Origin of the sequence: Streptomyces albipurpureus (genome assembly GCF_023701525.1) — a bacterium.
Classification (GTDB): domain Bacteria; phylum Actinomycetota; class Actinomycetes; order Streptomycetales; family Streptomycetaceae; genus Streptomyces; species Streptomyces albipurpureus.
Genome location: NZ_JAMQAW010000027.1, coordinates 41,419 through 56,803, shown reverse-complemented (window position 1 = coordinate 56,803; position 15,385 = coordinate 41,419). Strand labels below are relative to the sequence as shown.

At 68.5% G+C, this 15,385-nt stretch carries 12 protein-coding genes and 4 tRNA genes; 9 read left to right on the top strand and 7 right to left on the bottom strand.

Annotation, left to right across the window (positions count from 1 at the left end; translation table 11 throughout):
• Positions 1–258 precede the first annotated feature (258 nt).
• Positions 259–465, top strand: a complete 207-nt coding sequence (gene bldC, locus NBG84_RS22005) for a developmental transcriptional regulator BldC (RefSeq protein WP_003949541.1) — start codon at positions 259–261, stop codon at positions 463–465.
• Positions 466–873: 408 nt separating this feature from the next.
• Here the strand turns inward: bldC and NBG84_RS41585 are convergent, their stop codons facing one another.
• The 3 genes from NBG84_RS41585 to hrpA all read right to left on the bottom strand — a co-directional run bounded on the left by NBG84_RS41585 (position 874) and on the right by hrpA (position 6,099).
• Positions 874–1,401, bottom strand: coding sequence for a DUF6274 family protein (locus tag NBG84_RS41585; RefSeq protein ID WP_425608676.1), 528 nt, complete (start codon positions 1,399–1,401; stop codon positions 874–876).
• Positions 1,402–2,009: 608 nt separating this feature from the next.
• A tRNA-Asp gene (locus NBG84_RS21995) sits at positions 2,010–2,084 on the bottom strand.
• 94 nt (positions 2,085–2,178) lie between these two features.
• The gene (gene hrpA, locus NBG84_RS21990) at positions 2,179–6,099 is read right to left on the bottom strand and encodes an ATP-dependent RNA helicase HrpA (protein ID WP_250921276.1); all 3,921 of its coding nucleotides are present in this window, start codon (positions 6,097–6,099) and stop codon (positions 2,179–2,181) included.
• A 390-nt stretch (positions 6,100–6,489) separates the two neighbouring features.
• Here hrpA and NBG84_RS21985 point away from each other — a divergent pair, with 390 nt between their 5' ends.
• From NBG84_RS21985 to NBG84_RS21975, 3 genes are all read left to right on the top strand, one after another.
• Positions 6,490–6,861, top strand: coding sequence for a hypothetical protein (locus tag NBG84_RS21985; protein ID WP_250921275.1), 372 nt, complete (start codon positions 6,490–6,492; stop codon positions 6,859–6,861).
• A gap of 61 nt (positions 6,862–6,922) precedes the next feature.
• A complete protein-coding gene (locus NBG84_RS21980) occupies positions 6,923–7,750 on the top strand; it encodes a DsbA family protein (RefSeq protein ID WP_250921274.1) in 828 nt (275 codons plus the stop codon).
• On the top strand, positions 7,747–8,616 hold the full coding sequence (locus NBG84_RS21975; RefSeq protein WP_250921273.1) for a cytochrome c biogenesis CcdA family protein: 870 nt from the start codon (positions 7,747–7,749) through the stop codon (positions 8,614–8,616). Before NBG84_RS21980 ends, NBG84_RS21975 begins: the two co-directional genes overlap by 4 nt.
• Positions 8,617–8,661: 45 nt before the next feature.
• On the opposite strand, the gene NBG84_RS21970 is transcribed toward NBG84_RS21975, so the two are convergent.
• The 4 genes from NBG84_RS21970 to NBG84_RS21955 form a co-directional block, all read right to left on the bottom strand.
• Positions 8,662–8,735 (bottom strand) — tRNA-Phe (locus NBG84_RS21970).
• 22 nt (positions 8,736–8,757) lie between these two features.
• Positions 8,758–8,832: transfer RNA gene (locus tag NBG84_RS21965), tRNA-Asp, on the bottom strand.
• 37 nt (positions 8,833–8,869) lie between these two features.
• A tRNA-Glu gene (locus tag NBG84_RS21960) sits at positions 8,870–8,942 on the bottom strand.
• Between the two features lie 149 nt (positions 8,943–9,091).
• Positions 9,092–10,717 carry a metallophosphoesterase family protein gene (locus tag NBG84_RS21955; protein WP_425608675.1) on the bottom strand — a complete coding sequence of 542 codons (1,626 nt, stop codon included), beginning with the start codon at positions 10,715–10,717 and terminating at the stop codon, positions 9,092–9,094.
• Between the two features lie 182 nt (positions 10,718–10,899).
• On the opposite strand from NBG84_RS21955, the gene NBG84_RS21950 reads away from it, so the two are divergent.
• From NBG84_RS21950 to NBG84_RS21930, 5 genes are all read left to right on the top strand, one after another.
• Complete coding sequence (locus tag NBG84_RS21950) at positions 10,900–11,250, top strand: metallopeptidase family protein (RefSeq protein WP_250921271.1); 351 nt, start codon at positions 10,900–10,902, stop codon at positions 11,248–11,250.
• 2 nt (positions 11,251–11,252) lie between these two features.
• Positions 11,253–11,933 (top strand): fluoride efflux transporter FluC, encoded by a 681-nt coding sequence (locus NBG84_RS21945; RefSeq protein WP_308312100.1) that lies wholly within the window; start codon positions 11,253–11,255, stop codon positions 11,931–11,933.
• Positions 11,930–12,292, top strand: coding sequence for a fluoride efflux transporter FluC (locus NBG84_RS21940; RefSeq protein WP_250921270.1), 363 nt, complete (start codon positions 11,930–11,932; stop codon positions 12,290–12,292). The genes NBG84_RS21945 and NBG84_RS21940 overlap by 4 nt, the downstream gene beginning before the upstream one ends.
• Positions 12,293–12,404: 112 nt before the next feature.
• On the top strand, positions 12,405–12,968 hold the full coding sequence (locus NBG84_RS21935; RefSeq protein WP_250921269.1) for a hypothetical protein: 564 nt from the start codon (positions 12,405–12,407) through the stop codon (positions 12,966–12,968).
• Between the two features lie 215 nt (positions 12,969–13,183).
• A complete protein-coding gene (locus NBG84_RS21930; protein ID WP_250921268.1) occupies positions 13,184–15,355 on the top strand; it encodes a DEAD/DEAH box helicase in 2,172 nt (723 codons plus the stop codon).
• Positions 15,356–15,385: the final 30 nt, after the last annotated feature.

The following is a 15,385-nucleotide window of genomic DNA, read 5'->3' as shown; positions in this document are numbered from 1 at the left end:
GTGTGACTGATCGTTACCGTCATGTGACTGTCCGCTATGGCATGGTCCATCGTCGTTCAGCCACTGATGAACACCTCAGAGGGCAATTCCGTCGGTTTGGCCGACGTGGCTGGACAGATGGTGTAGTTGTAGTGCCGAGGACAAGCCGTTCGTCCTATAACCGACTCGGCCTGCGTCTGCCATTTCGGGCAACGTGGGTCAAGGTGCAGAATTTAGAGGAATGAACCGAGAAGGTTCGGTTCTCCGAGGAGGCCGCTCATGACCGCTCGCACCCCTGATGCCGAGCCGCTGTTGACCCCGGCTGAGGTTGCCACGATGTTCCGCGTGGACCCTAAGACGGTCACCCGCTGGGCGAAGGCAGGCAAGCTCACGTCGATTCGTACACTCGGCGGGCATCGCCGTTACCGCGAGGCAGAAGTACGCGCACTGCTCGCGGGCATTCCGCAGCAGCGTAGCGAGGCCTAAGAACCCTCGCTGAATGGGCACGACTGGGACCCCCATCCCGGTAATGCCCGCCCATAGCTCCATTGATGGGTGTCTGCCCCAACAGACCTCTGTCGTTGATCGCGCTGGACTCCGCCGAGTCCAGCGCGATTTTTTCTTTGTGTGGATGTCGTGGGGCTCCTGGGGAGACTGATGTTGGCGTTTGTTGGGGAGCCTTGATCGCCGGCACTCAGGAGTCTGGGGAGGGTCAAGTGGAAGGTGATGGAGGCGTTCCAGGGGTGGTGCAATTGCACATATTAAATTGGTTGTTTATGTGTAGGGGCTCAGTGCCGAGGTTCTAAAAACCTATACGGTGACACCCGTCACACCGCGCAAGTCTTGCCAACATCCAGCGTGTCACTTCCGCGGAGCGGATTCTCCGGGCTGAAGTCACTCAGTGGGGGGACCTTTGGCCTCGGCCACCGCCGGCTCCCTGGGCACCGCGGTGATCCGCACGGCCGCGGCTGACCCCGACACCCCGGGTCCCTCGCGCTGCCAGGGCGGCGAACCGCCCGACACGGGCGGCGCGCCCCCCTCGATGCCGGCGCTGTGGGACGCGTTGACGGCGCCGGCCGGCCCGCTGGCGGGCTCCGGCAGGGGTAGCGGGTTCCCGGGCTCCAGCTCGTCCTCCGGCGCCGCTACGGCGCCCGATTCCCGCGTACCCCCGGAAGCCGCGGCGCCCGCTTCCCGCGCGCTTGCCGGCGTCAGTGCAGGCACTGGCGCCGGCACGGCCACCGACTGCGTTGCCGCGCCCGGCCCTTGGGCGGTGCCTGGCGGGTCCTCGGGCTCCATCGCGAGCCGCAGCAGGCGATGACAGATGGGGCAGTGCCGGGTCAGGTGCCGATAGCCGGATGCCGCGGCGAGGTGTGCCCGCAACATCGCCCTGGTCTCGTGCCGTCTCGCCGTGGGCGCCGCCATGTGCGCCACCTCCGCGTCCGTTTGAGCCCTGCCCCCTAGAGAGTGGGTACCGGCGGTGGCGGGGCCCGTCAAGACGCCCGGAGCGGCGGGTTGCATCGCTCTGAGGCCAGAGGGGACACCGGGAGCGGAGTTCCGTCTTAGGGGTGCCTGGCGGGGCGGTATGAGGAGGGGACGGAGTACCCCGAGCAACCGTTGATGGGCCGCGATGTATTCATGGGGTATGAGTCTCAGCCATTCTTGAGCACCTTCGACTTTCTCGAATGCGGCCCTGTGGCGCCGAGAGAGCCGCCGAATAGCGCCGAGGAGTTCATCGCCGCGATCCCGTTTCGGCAGGGCCCCACGGGAATGGCGGACCATGAGGTTCCCGGTGCCCTGGCCGTGCCCGTATACCCGGTGGCTGGCGGTGCTTTGACCGCGCCCCGAACCGCTCGCCCCAGCGGGATTCCACCCCGGGGATCGCAGGGGTGTTCTCGCTCGTACGCAGGCGGATCCCGGTGGGGGAGAGCTCTCAAGAACACGTCGGGCTCGGTGGAGAGGGGAAAACGGCGTGACGGGAGCACGAAGAAGGCCCGCACCTGAAAGGTACGGGCCTTCTTCGTCTATCTCTGCGGTCCTGACGGGATTTGAACCCGCGGCCTCCACCTTGACAGGGTGGCGAGCACTCCAAGCTGCTCCACAGGACCAAGATTCGCAGTCCGTTTGTCGCGCTGGGCTGCGATAAGAGACTCTACAGCAGGGTGGCCTCGGCGGTCGAACTCACTGTGGGCGACAGGCTCATCACGGCACCAGGGCATCGATCGCCTTCACGATCCGCTTGTCGGAGACCGGGTACGCCGTGCCCAACGCGTGGGCGAAGTAGCTCACCCGAAGCTCCTCGACCATCCAGCGCACATCCAGCACTTCCTGGGGGACGGGCCGCCCTTGTGGCATCTGTTCCAGCAGCCAGGCGTACTCGTCCTGCATCTCCTGGACCTTCTCCATCCGGGTGGTGTCCCGCTGCACCGAGGTCGGCATCTGCTGGAGACGCCGGTCGACAGCCAGCAGATAGCGCATCAGGTCGGGGAGCCGGCGCAGCCCGGTCCTGGTGACGAAGCCCGCGGGCATCAGGGTCGCCAACTGCTGCCTGACGTCCTGGACATTGCTGAGCAGGGTCGGGCTCGTGGTGGCCTTCAGCCGCCGCTCGCACGCCTGCCAGGCGGCCAGGACCTGCTGAACCTGGCTCACGGTCCGTACCGTGGTGTCGACCAGATCAGCGCGGACCTTGTCGTACAGCTTTCGGTAGGACTCCTCGTCCCAAGCCGGTCCGCCGTGGTCCGCGATCAGTTTGTCCGCCGCCGCCATCGCGCAGTCGTCGAAGAGTGCCTGTATCGACCCGTGCGGATTGCCCGAGAGAGCGAGTTTCTGCTGGTTGCTGAGCTTGTCGGACACATACTTCGCCGGGTTCACCGCGATGTTGAGCAGAACCAGCTTCCGGGTCCCCCGCCACATCGCCTGCCGTTGCTCGGCCTCCGTGTCGAAGAGCCGTACGGAGACGGTGTCGCCCGCGTCCACCAGCGCCGGGTAGGCCTTGACCGGCTGACCTGCCCTTCGGGTCTCGAAGACCTTGGTCAACGTCCCGATCGTCCAGTCCGTGAGCCCGGTCCGCTCGATGGACTCGCCCGACGGCCCCGCGGTCGCCGCGGCCGCCTGGGAGAGGGCTTGGCGCGCCTTGGGGCGCAGGCTGACCTTGAGCGCCTCCAGGTCCTTGTCCTCGGCGAGGTTGCGGCGACGCTCGTCAATGATCCGGAACGTGATCTTCAAATGGTCGGGCACCCTGGCCCAGTCGAAGTCCTCCGCGGTGACCGGGACACCGACAATGGCTTTGAGCTCCCGGGCCAGGGTGAACGGCAGCGGCTCCTGGAGCGGAACGGCCCGAGCCAGGAACCTGGACGCATAGTCCGGCGCTGGCACGTAGTGCCGCCGCACCGGCTTGGGCAGCGAGCGGATCAGCTCCGTCACGACCTCGGGGCGCAGTCCCGGGATCTGCCAGTCGAAGCCCTCGCCGGTGACCTGGTTCAGCACCTGGAGTGGAATGTGCACGGTCACGCCGTCCGCGTCGGCGCCCGGTTCGAACTGGTACGTCACCCGGAACTTCAGCCGCCCCTGGCGCCAGGAGTCCGGATAGTCGTCCTTGGTGACCGCCCCGGCCTTCTCGTTGATGAGCATCTCGCGCTCGAAGTCGAGGAAGTCCGGCTCATCGTGGCGCTGGCGCTTCCACCAGGAGTCGAAGTGCGCGCCCGACACCACATCGGCCGGCACCCGCTGATCGTAGAAGTCGAAGAGGGTCTCGTCGTCCACGAGGATGTCGCGACGACGGGCCCGATGCTCCAACTCCTCCACTTCGGTGAGCAGCTTGCGGTTGTCGGCGAAGAACTTGTGGTGGGTCCGCCAGTCGCCCTCGACCAGCGCGTTCCGGATGAACAGGTCCCGGGAGGTCTCGGCGTCGATCCGGCCGTAGTTCACCTTGCGGTGGGCGACGATCGGTACGCCGTAGAGCGTGACCTTCTCGTACGCCATCACCGCGGCCTGGTCCTTCTCCCAGTGCGGCTCGCTGTAGGTGCGTTTGATCAGGTGCTGGGCGAGCGGTTCGATCCACTCGGGTTCGATCTTCGCGTTCACCCGGGCCCAGAGCCGGGAGGTCTCCACCAGTTCGGCGGACATCACCAGCCGCGGCGGCTTCTTGAAGAGCGCCGACCCCGGGAAGACCGCGAACTTCGCACCCCGCGCGCCCAGGTACTCGTTCTTGTTCTCCGTGTCCTTCAGACCGATGTGGGACAGCAGCCCGGACAGCAGCGAGACATGGACGCTGGCCTCCGGCGCGTCCTCCTCATTGACCTGGATGCCCAGGGACTTGGCGACCTGGCGCAGCTGCGCGTAGATGTCCTGCCACTCGCGGATGCGCAGGAAGTTCAGATACTCCTGCTTGCACATCCGCCGGAAGCTGGAGGAGCCGCGTTCCTTCTGCTGCTCACGGACATAGCGCCAGAGATTGAGGAAGGCGAGGAAGTCGGAGGTCTCGTCCTTGAACCGGGCGTGCTGCTGGTCGGCCTGGGTCTGCTTCTCGGCGGGGCGCTCCCGCGGGTCCTGGATGGAGAGCGCGGCGGCGATCACCATGACCTCGCGCACACAGCCGTTCTTGTCGGCTTCGATGACCATCCGGGCCAGCCGGGGGTCCACCGGCAGCTGGGAGAGCTTGCGCCCGAGCGGGGTGAGCCGCTTGCGGGGGTCCTTCTGAGCGGTGTCAAAGGCTCCGAGCTCCTGGAGCAGTTGCACACCGTCACGGATATTGCGGTGGTCCGGTGGGTCGATGAAGGGGAACTTCTCGATCTCACCCAGTCCCGCCGCCGTCATCTGGAGGATGACCGACGCCAGGTTCGTACGGAGGATCTCGGCGTCCGTGAACTCGGGACGTGCCTCGAAGTCGTCCTGTGAGTAGAGCCGGATGCAGATGCCGTCGGACGTACGACCGCAGCGGCCCTTGCGCTGATTGGCGCTGGCCTGGCTGACCCGCTCGATCGGCAGCCGCTGGACCTTGGTGCGATGGCTGTAGCGGGAGATCCGGGCGGTGCCCGGGTCGATGACGTACTTGATGCCCGGAACGGTTAGCGAGGTCTCGGCGACATTGGTCGCCAGAACGATCCTGCGGCCCGTGTGCTGCTGGAAGACCCGGTGCTGCTCGGCGTGGGAGAGCCGGGCGTAGAGCGGTAGCACCTCGGTGAACCGGTACTGCCTCTTGTTCAGCGCGTCCGCCGTGTCACGGATCTCGCGTTCACCGGAGAGAAAGACCAGGACATCGCCCTTGCCCTCGCCCTGAAGCTCCTCGACGGCGTCGCAGATCGCGGTGATCTGGTCCCGGTCGCTGTCTTCGCTGTCGTCCTCCAGGAGGGGGCGATAGCGCACCTCGACCGGATATGTACGCCCGCTGACCTCGACGATCGGCGCATCGCTGAAGTGCCGGGAGAATCGCTCGGGGTCGATCGTCGCCGAGGTGATGATGACCTTGAGGTCGGGGCGCTTGGGAAGCAGCTGGGCGAGATAGCCCAGCAGGAAGTCGATGTTGAGGGACCGCTCATGGGCCTCGTCGATGATGATCGTGTCGTAGGCGCGCAGCTCACGATCGGTCTGTACCTCGGCGAGCAGGATGCCGTCCGTCATCAGCTTCACCAAGGTGTCGCCACCGACCTGATCGGTGAAACGCACCTTCCAGCCGACCGCCTCACCGAGGGGCGTGTCCAACTCGTCGGCGACTCGCTCGGCGACCGTGCGTGCGGCGAGTCGACGCGGCTGGGTATGGCCGATCATGCCGCGCACGCCCCGACCGAGCTCCAGACAGATCTTGGGGATCTGGGTCGTCTTGCCCGACCCGGTCTCACCCGCGACGATCACGACCTGGTGGTCCCGTATCGCCTCCAGGATCGTGTCCTTCTTCTGGCTGACGGGCAGCTGCTCCGGGTAGCTGACCTGGGGCACCCGGGCGGCACGCCGGCTCAGCCGCGCGGCGGCCTGCTCGGCCTCGGCGGCGATCTCGTCCAGCACGGCCTGCCGCGCTTCGGGCTTACGGATGCGGCGGGCGCCTTCCAGACGGCGGCCCAGCCGGTGGGCGTCGCGCAGCGAGACCCCGGCCAGCTGTGTCTGAAGATCGGCGAAGGAAGTAGACATACGAACCCCAGGATCGCACCCCGGGGAAACCGCTGGCGACCGCATTTCGCCCGGGTGCCGGTGGCGTCGCCGTGGGTGACCGTGCGTGGTGGTCGCGGAGCCCGCCAGCGGTGGTCATCGCCGGGGTAGGGGAGCGAGTCCTGCCCGGGCGGTTCGGGCGGGTATCTCCATGCGTCCTGGCGGGGCTGCCGCATCGTCGCCCGGACAAGGGGGCAGGCGATCCCTGGGCGAGGGGGCGTTCGTCACCGGTGGGGCTTGCTGCGGGGCGGTGCGGCGGCCGGGTTGGTCTGGTGCAGTATGGAGTAGATCATTCCGCGGTCGTCCGTCGCTCTCCCACGCTCACGGTCTGATCTCCGTCGTTCTCCCCGCTGACGAAGGGTTGGCGCGTCCATGCTGCTCAGCCGTGACGGTCGGTACCGCCGGTTGGCGACCGCGGCCGCGCTGCTCGGCATGGTCTGCGCGCTCCTGCTGGTGCTCTGCGCACCGTCGTCCGCGCGGGCTGAGAGCGGGACGGCCGCGGTGGCGACGGCCCAGGGGCAGCTGGCCGGGTGCGGCAAGGGTGCCCAGGACGATGAGCGAGGGGCACACCCCGCCACCGCCCCGCGCGGTGGCGCTCTCCAGGAGTTGCCGCCCGCCCCTCACGGGGTGTTCAGCACCGCGGACACCTTGGACAGCGCCCCCCTCCAGGTGGTGATGCCACCGGATCGCGGGCCGCCCATCGCCGCTGTCACTCCGTTGGAGCTGTCGATCCTGCGCGTATAGGCGGCCACACTCCCTCCAGTGCCCGCTTTATCCGCATTTCGCTCAGGAGTGACCTACCGCCATGCCTGTCCGCTCTTCCGCTTCCCCCTCCCGCGCGCCCTCCTCGCCGCCCTCTCCCTCTCCTTCGTCGCGTCGACCGCTCTTCATCGGAGCGGGCGTCGTCGTAGCCGCGCTCCTGCTCGGTATCGCCTCGTACACCGCGACCAGGCCCGATGACTCGCCCGCGTCTTCCGCACGGACGGAGGTCTCCGCCGACGCCCAGAGCGGCGTCTACCCGGAGCTGGCGAAACTCGCCCGTCGCGAGGCCAAGGACCCGCTCGCCGTGGGCCGCGCCGACGCACCCGTGGTGATGATCGAGTACGCGGACTTCCTCTGTGGCTACTGCGGCAAGTTCGCCCGGGACACCGAGCCCGAACTGATCAAGGAGTACGTCGACAAGGGCGTACTGCGCATTGAGTGGCGCAACTTCCCGATCTTCGGCCAGGAGTCCGAGGACTCGGCGCGCGCTGCCTGGGCAGCCGGCCAGCAGGGCCGGTTCTGGCAGTTCCACAGCGCCGCGTACGCGGAGGGCGAGAAGGAGAAGGGCTTCTCCAAGGGCCGACTCAAGGAGTTGGCCAAGCGGGCGGGCGTGCCCGATCTCAACCGTTTCGCCAAGGACCTGGACAGCGAAGCCGCCAAGGCTTCGGTGAGCCGGGACCAGGAGGAGGCCTATGGCCTTGGCGCGACCTCCACCCCGTCCTTCCTGGTCAACGGCCGCCCGCTGGCCGGCGCGCAGCCCATGGAGAGCTTCACCCAGGCCATCGAAGCGGCTCAGCGGACCGCCGAGTCCAGCGGCAAGGCCGGCAAGGGCGGCAAGGGCGACCAGGGGACGGAGCCCACCTCCGAATGACGGACATCGGCTATCTGGCCGCGTTCCTCGGCGGTCTGCTGGCGCTGATCAGCCCGTGCAGCGCACTGCTGCTGCCGGCGTTCTTCGCCTACTCACTCGACTCGACCGGCCGACTCCTGCTGCGTACCGGAATCTTCTACGCGGGCCTGGCCACCACCCTCGTACCGCTGGGAGTAGCCGGCTCCTATGCCAGCCGGTTCTTCTACGGCAACCGCGATCTGCTGGTCGCGGCGGGAGGCTGGCTGATCATCGCGCTGGGCGCGGCCCAGATCCTGGGGCTCGGATTCGCCTCCCGCACGATGGCGGAACTCTCCGGCCGCATCCGCCCGACGACCGCCGCCCCGGTCTACGCCCTGGGCCTGGTCTACGGCCTGGCGGGATTCTGCGCCGGCCCGATCCTCGGCAGTGTGCTGACCGTCTCGGCGCTCTCCGGCAGCCCGGTCTACGGCGGTCTGCTGCTGGCGGTCTACGCCCTGGGCATGGCGGTCCCGCTCTTTCTGCTCGCACTGCTCTGGGACCGCTTCGACCTGGGCCGGCGCCGCTGGCTCCGTGGTCGTTCGCTGAGCCTGGGCCGCCTTCGGCTGCACACCACATCGCTCTTCTCGGGCCTGTTCTTCATCGCCCTCGGCACGATCTTCCTGGCCTTCGACGGTACGACCGCGCTCCCCGGCCTGCTCAGCGTCGACGACTCCTTCGCCGCTGAGCAGTGGGCCGGCCGGGTGGGTGAATCGGTGCCGGACTGGGCGCTGCTGATCGGTGTGATGGCGATCGTGGCGATGATCCTCGGGATACGGGGATGGCGCCGGCGAGAGACCTCAGGGGCCACGGCCGGAGGTCCCGGACCGGAGAGGATCGAGGAGGCATAGCGGCAACGACAAAGGCCCCATCCGATGGATGGGGCCTTTACGAGGTGGCTGGGGCCGGGGTCGAACCGGCGACCTTCCGCTTTTCAGGCGGACGCTCGTACCAACTGAGCTACCCAGCCACGAAGCTCTGACGAGCTTCAGCGGTCCTGACGGGATTTGAACCCGCGGCCTCCACCTTGACAGGGTGGCGAGCACTCCAAGCTGCTCCACAGGACCAAAGTTGTGCGAGCACAAGTCTCGCACAGGTAAAGCGTGCCCCCAACGGGATTCGAACCCGTGCTACCGCCTTGAAAGGGCGGCGTCCTGGGCCACTAGACGATGAGGGCTAAGGGCCCGCCTGGCGCTTTCCAGCGCGTCGGGGACGTGAGAAGCATATGGGATGCGGGGAGGTATCGCCAAAACGGTTTCCTTGACGGGTGGGGGGACTTGGCCAGGGGCGGCCGTTCGGGTGATCTGAGGGGGTCGGTCACGCGGGTCATGGCTGGGGGGATCGACCTGGTGTGCTCGGTGTTGAGGGCGCCGGGGAGCCGGGGGTGCCGGGAGCCTTCGGCGTGTTCGACGACCCGGGGGCGGCGGGGGAGCCGGACGCCGTGGCATCTGGCTTGCGCTCTGGATCGTTCCCCTTCGGGAGGCGACGGCTGATCTCCGCCGTCGTCAGTCCCAGTCCGCCCAGGGTGATCTCGTCCCAGGCCTGGAGCCGTTTGGTCGTCCGGTCCAGATAGAGCACCGATGCGCGCACCTTCTCCGGTTTCTCCTGTTCCAGCGCCCGCAGTCCGCCGCCGCCCGTCGAACCCTCGATCTTCAGCCTGGTGCCGTCCTTCAGCACCTCGGTGCTGCGATGGTGCAGATGCCCGGCGAGCACCAGGGGAACGGCGCCATCGGTCTCCCGTGCCGAGATCGGATTGTGCGCCACGGCGATATCGGCCGGGGTGCCCGCGTGGATCTGGGCGCGCAGCGCCGATGCGAGTCGGATGCCCGCCATCCGATGGGCGTCCTTGCCCATCCCGGCCGCGCCCTCGTCGGCCGTGGAGCGGTCCGGGGTGAACTGGGCGTCGCCCATCCCCGCGATCCGCAGTCCCGCGACCGTGACCGCCTTCCCGTCGTCGAGCACATGGGTGTTCTTCAACCGGGAGAGATAGGACTGGGTGATGCGCGAGTCATGGTTGCCCCGCACCCAGACATAGGGCGCGCCAAGGTCGCTGATCGGGTCCAGGAAGGCGTTCTCGGCGGCGGTGCCATGGTCCATGGTGTCCCCGGAATCGATGATCACATCAATGTCGTACTGCTCCACGAGTGAGCCGATGACATGCCAGGACGCGGGGTTGAGATGGATGTCGGAGACGTGCAGGACCCGCATGGTGAGCGGGTCCGGGCGGTAGGTCGGCAGGGTGGAGGTGGCGTCGTAGAGCTTGGTGACATTGGTGACCAGCCGGGCCAGCTCCTTCTGGTAGACGTCGAAGTCCGAAACGATGGAGCGGGCGTCTCCGACGACCGATGGCGCGCTGGTGAGCAGTCCGGAGAACTTCGGCTCCAGTACCGACTCCGGGTCCCAGGTGGCGACCGCGGCGCCGCCGGAGGCGGCCAGCAGCGTCAGCGCCAGGCCGCCAGCGGCCAGGGCGCGGCGCGGGCGACGGTAGACGGCGAGCCCGAGGGCGGTCGCACCGGAGACCACGGCGACACAGGAACGCACCGCCAACTCGGTGGTCCCGCTGGCCACATCCTGGGCGACCTCGTCCTGGAGGCCGGCGAGTCGCTCGGGATGTTCGACCAGGGCGGTGGAGCGCACCGGGTCGAGTTGGTTGACGTCCACATCGAGCCGGACGGGCGCGATGTGGGAGTCGAGTTCCAACGCGCCCAGCGGCGAGACATTGATCTTGGTGCCCCCGGAGAGATCGGGGCGCAGGGTCATGCTCGTCTCCATGGGCCCGATCGAGGTGTGGACGCTCCCCACGATCAGCAGCCCCAGCCAGGCACCCACCAGCACGACGGTGGTGAGCCCCAGCGCCCTGGCCCACGGATGCGGATGGTGCACCAGCGTGTGCGTGGGGTCGGTGCGCCGGGAGCGATAGTGCCGCCGGAGCCGGGTGAAGGTGGTGCGCATCGGTTCCGGGGCTTCTTGTGCCATTGGGCCCGTATGCCCCCGCTCGTGGACGGCTATGCGATCTCGACCGGCCGCGCCGCGAGCGAGGTGGATCTGTGTTCGTCGCTCATCAGTGCGGTCGATGGGCGGAGCGGGTACGGACCCGGGGCGACCGGTTGCGGGTTGTACGTGACAATGGCCGGGTGCTGGAGATGACACGCGAGGAGTTCGAGGAACTGGTCGCCGAGGCCCTGGACCGGATTCCGCCGGAGCTGACGCGGCTGATGGACAACGTCGCGGTGTTCGTCGAGGACGAACCGGCCCCGGGCGATCCAGAGCTGCTCGGGCTGTACGAGGGCACTCCGCTGACCGATCGCGGTGAGTGGTACGCGGGGGTGCTGCCGGACCGGATCACGATCTATCGGGGGCCGACGCTGCGGATGTGCGAGAGCCGCGAGGAAGTGGTCGAGGAGACTGAGATCACAGTGGTTCATGAAGTGGCGCACCACTTCGGAATCGACGATGAGCGGCTGCACGCACTCGGTTACGGCTGAGCATGGAGCCACCCGCGGGGGAGTCGGGGGACGCGGAGGTTTCCGGGCCGGGCCGGGCTCGGCCCGACACCGGCCCCGCCGGGATCGGCTCACCAGGCCCTCGGCCAGGCGAGGACGGTTTCGCCGTCCCCCCGGACGGCTCCCCCGTACCTCCCGAGGCGATCAATGGCCCCCCTGCGCCATCGGAACCGATCGATCCTGATGTCGATCTGCATCGGGCCGCCCAGCGGGGGGAGATCGCCGGGTCCCGGCTCTGGCTGGTCCTCGCGGTGATCTCGGCGGGCGGAGTGGTGGGGGCGCTCGCCCGGTACGCGGCCGTCCGGACCTGGCCCCCCGCCGGGGAGGGCTTCCCCTGGGTGACCCTGGGGATCAATGTGACGGGCTCGGCGCTGATCGGAGTGCTCCTGCCCTTGGTCGCCGAGGGCGGGCGGAAGGAGCGTCCACTGGCCCGGTTGTTCGCCGGGGTCGGCGTGCTCGGCGGGTTCACCACTTTCTCCGCGTACGCGTTCGATGTCCGCGAACTCCTGCTCCATGACCGGGCCTGGACGGCGCTGGCGTACGCGGGAGGCACGGTGGCCGGCTGTGTGGGAGCGGTGTGGCTCACCGTGACGGTGACCCGAAGGGTCGTCACAGCGCGTCGTCATCCCCGGCGCATGACCGGGCCCGGACCGGACGTCCGGTGACCTGGCTGCTGGTGGCGCTGGGGGCTGCGGTCGGTGCGCCGCTGCGTTATCTGACCGACCGCGCGGTGCAGGCCCGTCATGACTCACTGTTTCCGTGGGGAACACTGACGGTCAATCTCGCCGGTTGTCTGCTGCTCGGAGTGCTGGCGGGGGCGTCGGTCACCTCATCGACGTACGCGCTCCTCGGTACGGGCCTGTGCGGTGCGCTCAGTACCTACTCCACCTTCTCGTACGAGACGTTTCGGTTGGCTGAGCGAGGGTGCGGTCGGCTGATGGCGGCGAATGCGGTCGTCTCCGTGTTGGTGGGGCTGGGATCGGTGGCGGTGGGCGTCGAGTTGGGGCAGGCGCTGACGGGGTGATCCCGACGGCCGCCCGAACGGGGCGTGTACTTGTCAGGCACATGGGCGTGTCCCCCGTGGGGCGCTGGGAGTTGGGCAGTGAAACCCGCGTTCTGCCCCCGGAGGTGCCCTCGTGCGTCAATTGCCCACCCCTGGCCGACTGGCTGCCGCGTTCGCCGCCTCGTTGGCGCTTGCCGCCTCTGCGGGCTGTATGAGCGTGAGTGACGACAAGGCGGAGGCTCCCGAACCCCGCAAGTCATCGGCCCCGTCCGGCGCGGAGATCGAACCGGAAGGCGGGCAGGCGGGTCCTGGGCGGCACCACGCTGGCGGCGGTAGGGCGGAGCCGGACAGGTCGGCGCGGCCCCCCGGGGTCCCGGAGGCCACCCCCAGCCCGCGCACCGCGACCACGCCACCGGTGCCCCGGCCCACCGTGGGAGTGAATCGGCCGCAGCCTTCCAAGGAGCCCGAGCCGACCAGGGGAGTGCCCTCACCCTCCGTACCGCCGCCCTCCCCCACACAGGAACCGCAGCCCGAGCCGCCCCAGGAAACCCCCACCCCAACGCCGGTCGAACCGACCGAGGAGCCGACGGCCTCGCCCCTGCCCGAGGCGCAGGCCGGCGCACTGCGGATGGCGGAGGCGGCGCGCCGCAAGGTGGGCCGGGAGCCGGAGGCCTCACCGCAGCTGGGGCCCGCGTGAGGCGGTGTTGCGGGGGTCACCCTGACGTGGTTTGCCTTGGGCGGGGGAGGGTGCGTATGGTGGTAGATCGTTTGATCCCATTGCCCGGCGCCGAAAAAGAAGCGCGCCGTGTGGCGCGTACTCTCCCTAGCCGTGGCTGACCGCATAGAGGCGGTCGAATTGCGAATCACGGAGTTTGGGCGCGTGCCGAGACTCCGGAAGGTTTCGCATTTCGCATGTCCAATTTCAGCACTGATCACGCCGTCCTGCCCCAGGACGAGGCAGTCGTCGACACCACTTCCACCGTGGTCGACACCCCCGAGAACCCTGAGAACGTCCAGCCCGCCGAGAACACTGACGCGCCGGCCATCATCGTCCTGTCCGATGTCGTTGACTCCGATGTGGTCGAGGCCGAGGTCGTCGAAGCTGTAGAGGTCGAAGCTGTCGAGGTCGAGGCTGTCGAGGTCGAGATCGACGAGACCCCTGAGGTCCCCTCGGTTCCCGAGGTCACGTTCACCACGCTCGGTCTGCCCGAAGGCGTCGTCCGCAAGCTCGCCCAGAACGGTGTGACGAGCCCCTTCCCGATCCAGGCCGCGACCATCCCGGACGCGCTGGCAGGCAAGGACATCCTGGGCCGCGGCCGCACCGGCTCCGGCAAGACGCTCTCCTTCGGCCTCCCGCTGCTGGCCACCCTCTCCGGTGGCCACACCGACAAGAAGAAGCCCCGCGGGATCATCCTCACCCCGACCCGTGAGCTCGCGATGCAGGTCGCGGACGCTCTCCAGCCCTACGGTGACGTTCTCGGCCTGAAGATGAAGGTCGTCTGCGGCGGTACGTCGATGGGCAACCAGATCTACGCCCTGGAGCGCGGCGTCGACATCCTCGTCGCCACCCCGGGCCGACTGCGCGACATCATCAACCGTGGCGCCTGCTCCCTGGAGAACGTCCAGGTCGCGATCCTGGACGAGGCCGACCAGATGTCCGACCTGGGCTTCCTGCCCGAGGTCACCGAGCTGCTCGACCAGGTGCCCGGTGGCGGCCAGCGGATGCTCTTCTCCGCCACCATGGAGAACGAGATCAGCACCCTGGTCAAGCGCTACCTGACCAACCCGGTGAGCCATGAGGTCGACAGCGCCCAGGGCAATGTCACGACCATGACCCACCACGTCCTCGTCGTGAAGCCGAAGGACAAGGCCCCGGTCACCGCGGCGATCGCAGCCCGCAAGGGTCGCACGATCATCTTCGTCCGGACCCAGCTGGGCGCGGACCGTATCGCGGAGCAGCTGCGCGACTCGGGCGTGAAGGCCGACGCGCTGCACGGCGGTATGACGCAGGGCGCGCGCACCCGGACACTGGCTGACTTCAAGGACGGCTACGTCAACGCGCTCGTCGCCACCGACGTGGCTGCCCGAGGCATCCACGTGGACGGCATCGACCTGGTACTGAACGTCGACCCGGCCGGTGACCACAAGGACTACCTCCACCGCTCGGGCCGTACCGCCCGAGCCGGAAAGTCCGGCGTGGTCGTGTCGCTGTCACTGCCGCACCAGCGCCGTCAGATCTTCCGTCTGATGGAGGACGCGGGCGTCGACGCTTCGCGCCACATCGTGGGCGGAGCAGGCGCGTTCGACCCGGAGGTCGCCGAGATCACCGGTGCGCGTTCGCTCACCGAGGTCCAGGCGGACTCCGCGAACAACGCTGCCAAGCAGGCTGAGCGCGAGGTCGCCGATCTGACCAAGCAGCTGGAGCGCGTGCAGCGCCGCGCGGGCGAGCTCCGCGAGGAGGCCGACCGTCTGGTGGCCCGTGCCGCGCGTGAGCGTGGCGACGACCCCGAGACGGCGATCGCCGAGATGGCCTCGGCCGCCGAGGCGGAGCTTGAGGCCGCTGCCGCTGCCGTGCCCGAGCAGTCGTCCGAGCGTCGTGACGACCGCGGCAACTTCGATCGCCGTGGCGGCGACCGCGGTGGTGACCGTGGTGGTTTCCGTCGTGATGACCGTCCGTCGGGCGGCGGGTTCCGCCGTGACGACCGTCGGGATGACCGCGGTGGCGACCGCGGTGGCCGCTCTTTCGAGCGTCGTGACGACCGTCCGGCCTCTGGTGGGTTCCGCCGTGACGACCGCCCGAGCGGTCGCCCGTTCGAGCGTCGCGATGACCGTCCGGCCTCTGGTGGGTTCCGCCGTGACGACCGCCCGAGCGGTCACCGCGGCAGCGACCGTCCGTTCAACCGCGACCGTCGTGACGACCGCCCCGCCACTGGTGGTTTCCGCTCCGGCTCCACGGACCGCCCGTACGGCCGCCGTGACGACCACCGAAGCACCGGAACCGGCACTGGCACTGGCACCACCGGCACCAACACCGGCTCCTTCGGCCGCCGCGACGACAAGCCGCGCTGGAAGCGCAACGGCTGACGCCACCGCTGACTGAGCACTGAGCAGACA

What these genes read in the sequence shown, in the direction of transcription:
- bldC (WP_003949541.1), top strand. Translation starts at nt 259, where the DNA reads ATGACCGCTCGCACCCCTGATGCCGAGCCGCTGTTGACCCCGGCTGAG.
- NBG84_RS41585 (WP_425608676.1), bottom strand. Translation starts at nt 1,401, where the DNA reads ATGGCGGCGCCCACGGCGAGACGGCACGAGACCAGGGCGATGTTGCGG.
- hrpA (WP_250921276.1), bottom strand. Translation starts at nt 6,099, where the DNA reads ATGTCTACTTCCTTCGCCGATCTTCAGACACAGCTGGCCGGGGTCTCG.
- NBG84_RS21985 (WP_250921275.1), top strand. Translation starts at nt 6,490, where the DNA reads ATGCTGCTCAGCCGTGACGGTCGGTACCGCCGGTTGGCGACCGCGGCC.
- NBG84_RS21980 (WP_250921274.1), top strand. Translation starts at nt 6,923, where the DNA reads ATGCCTGTCCGCTCTTCCGCTTCCCCCTCCCGCGCGCCCTCCTCGCCG.
- NBG84_RS21975 (WP_250921273.1), top strand. Translation starts at nt 7,747, where the DNA reads ATGACGGACATCGGCTATCTGGCCGCGTTCCTCGGCGGTCTGCTGGCG.
- NBG84_RS21955 (WP_425608675.1), bottom strand. Translation starts at nt 10,717, where the DNA reads ATGCGCACCACCTTCACCCGGCTCCGGCGGCACTATCGCTCCCGGCGC.
- NBG84_RS21945 (WP_308312100.1), top strand. Translation starts at nt 11,253, where the DNA reads ATGGAGCCACCCGCGGGGGAGTCGGGGGACGCGGAGGTTTCCGGGCCG.
- NBG84_RS21930 (WP_250921268.1), top strand. Translation starts at nt 13,184, where the DNA reads ATGTCCAATTTCAGCACTGATCACGCCGTCCTGCCCCAGGACGAGGCA.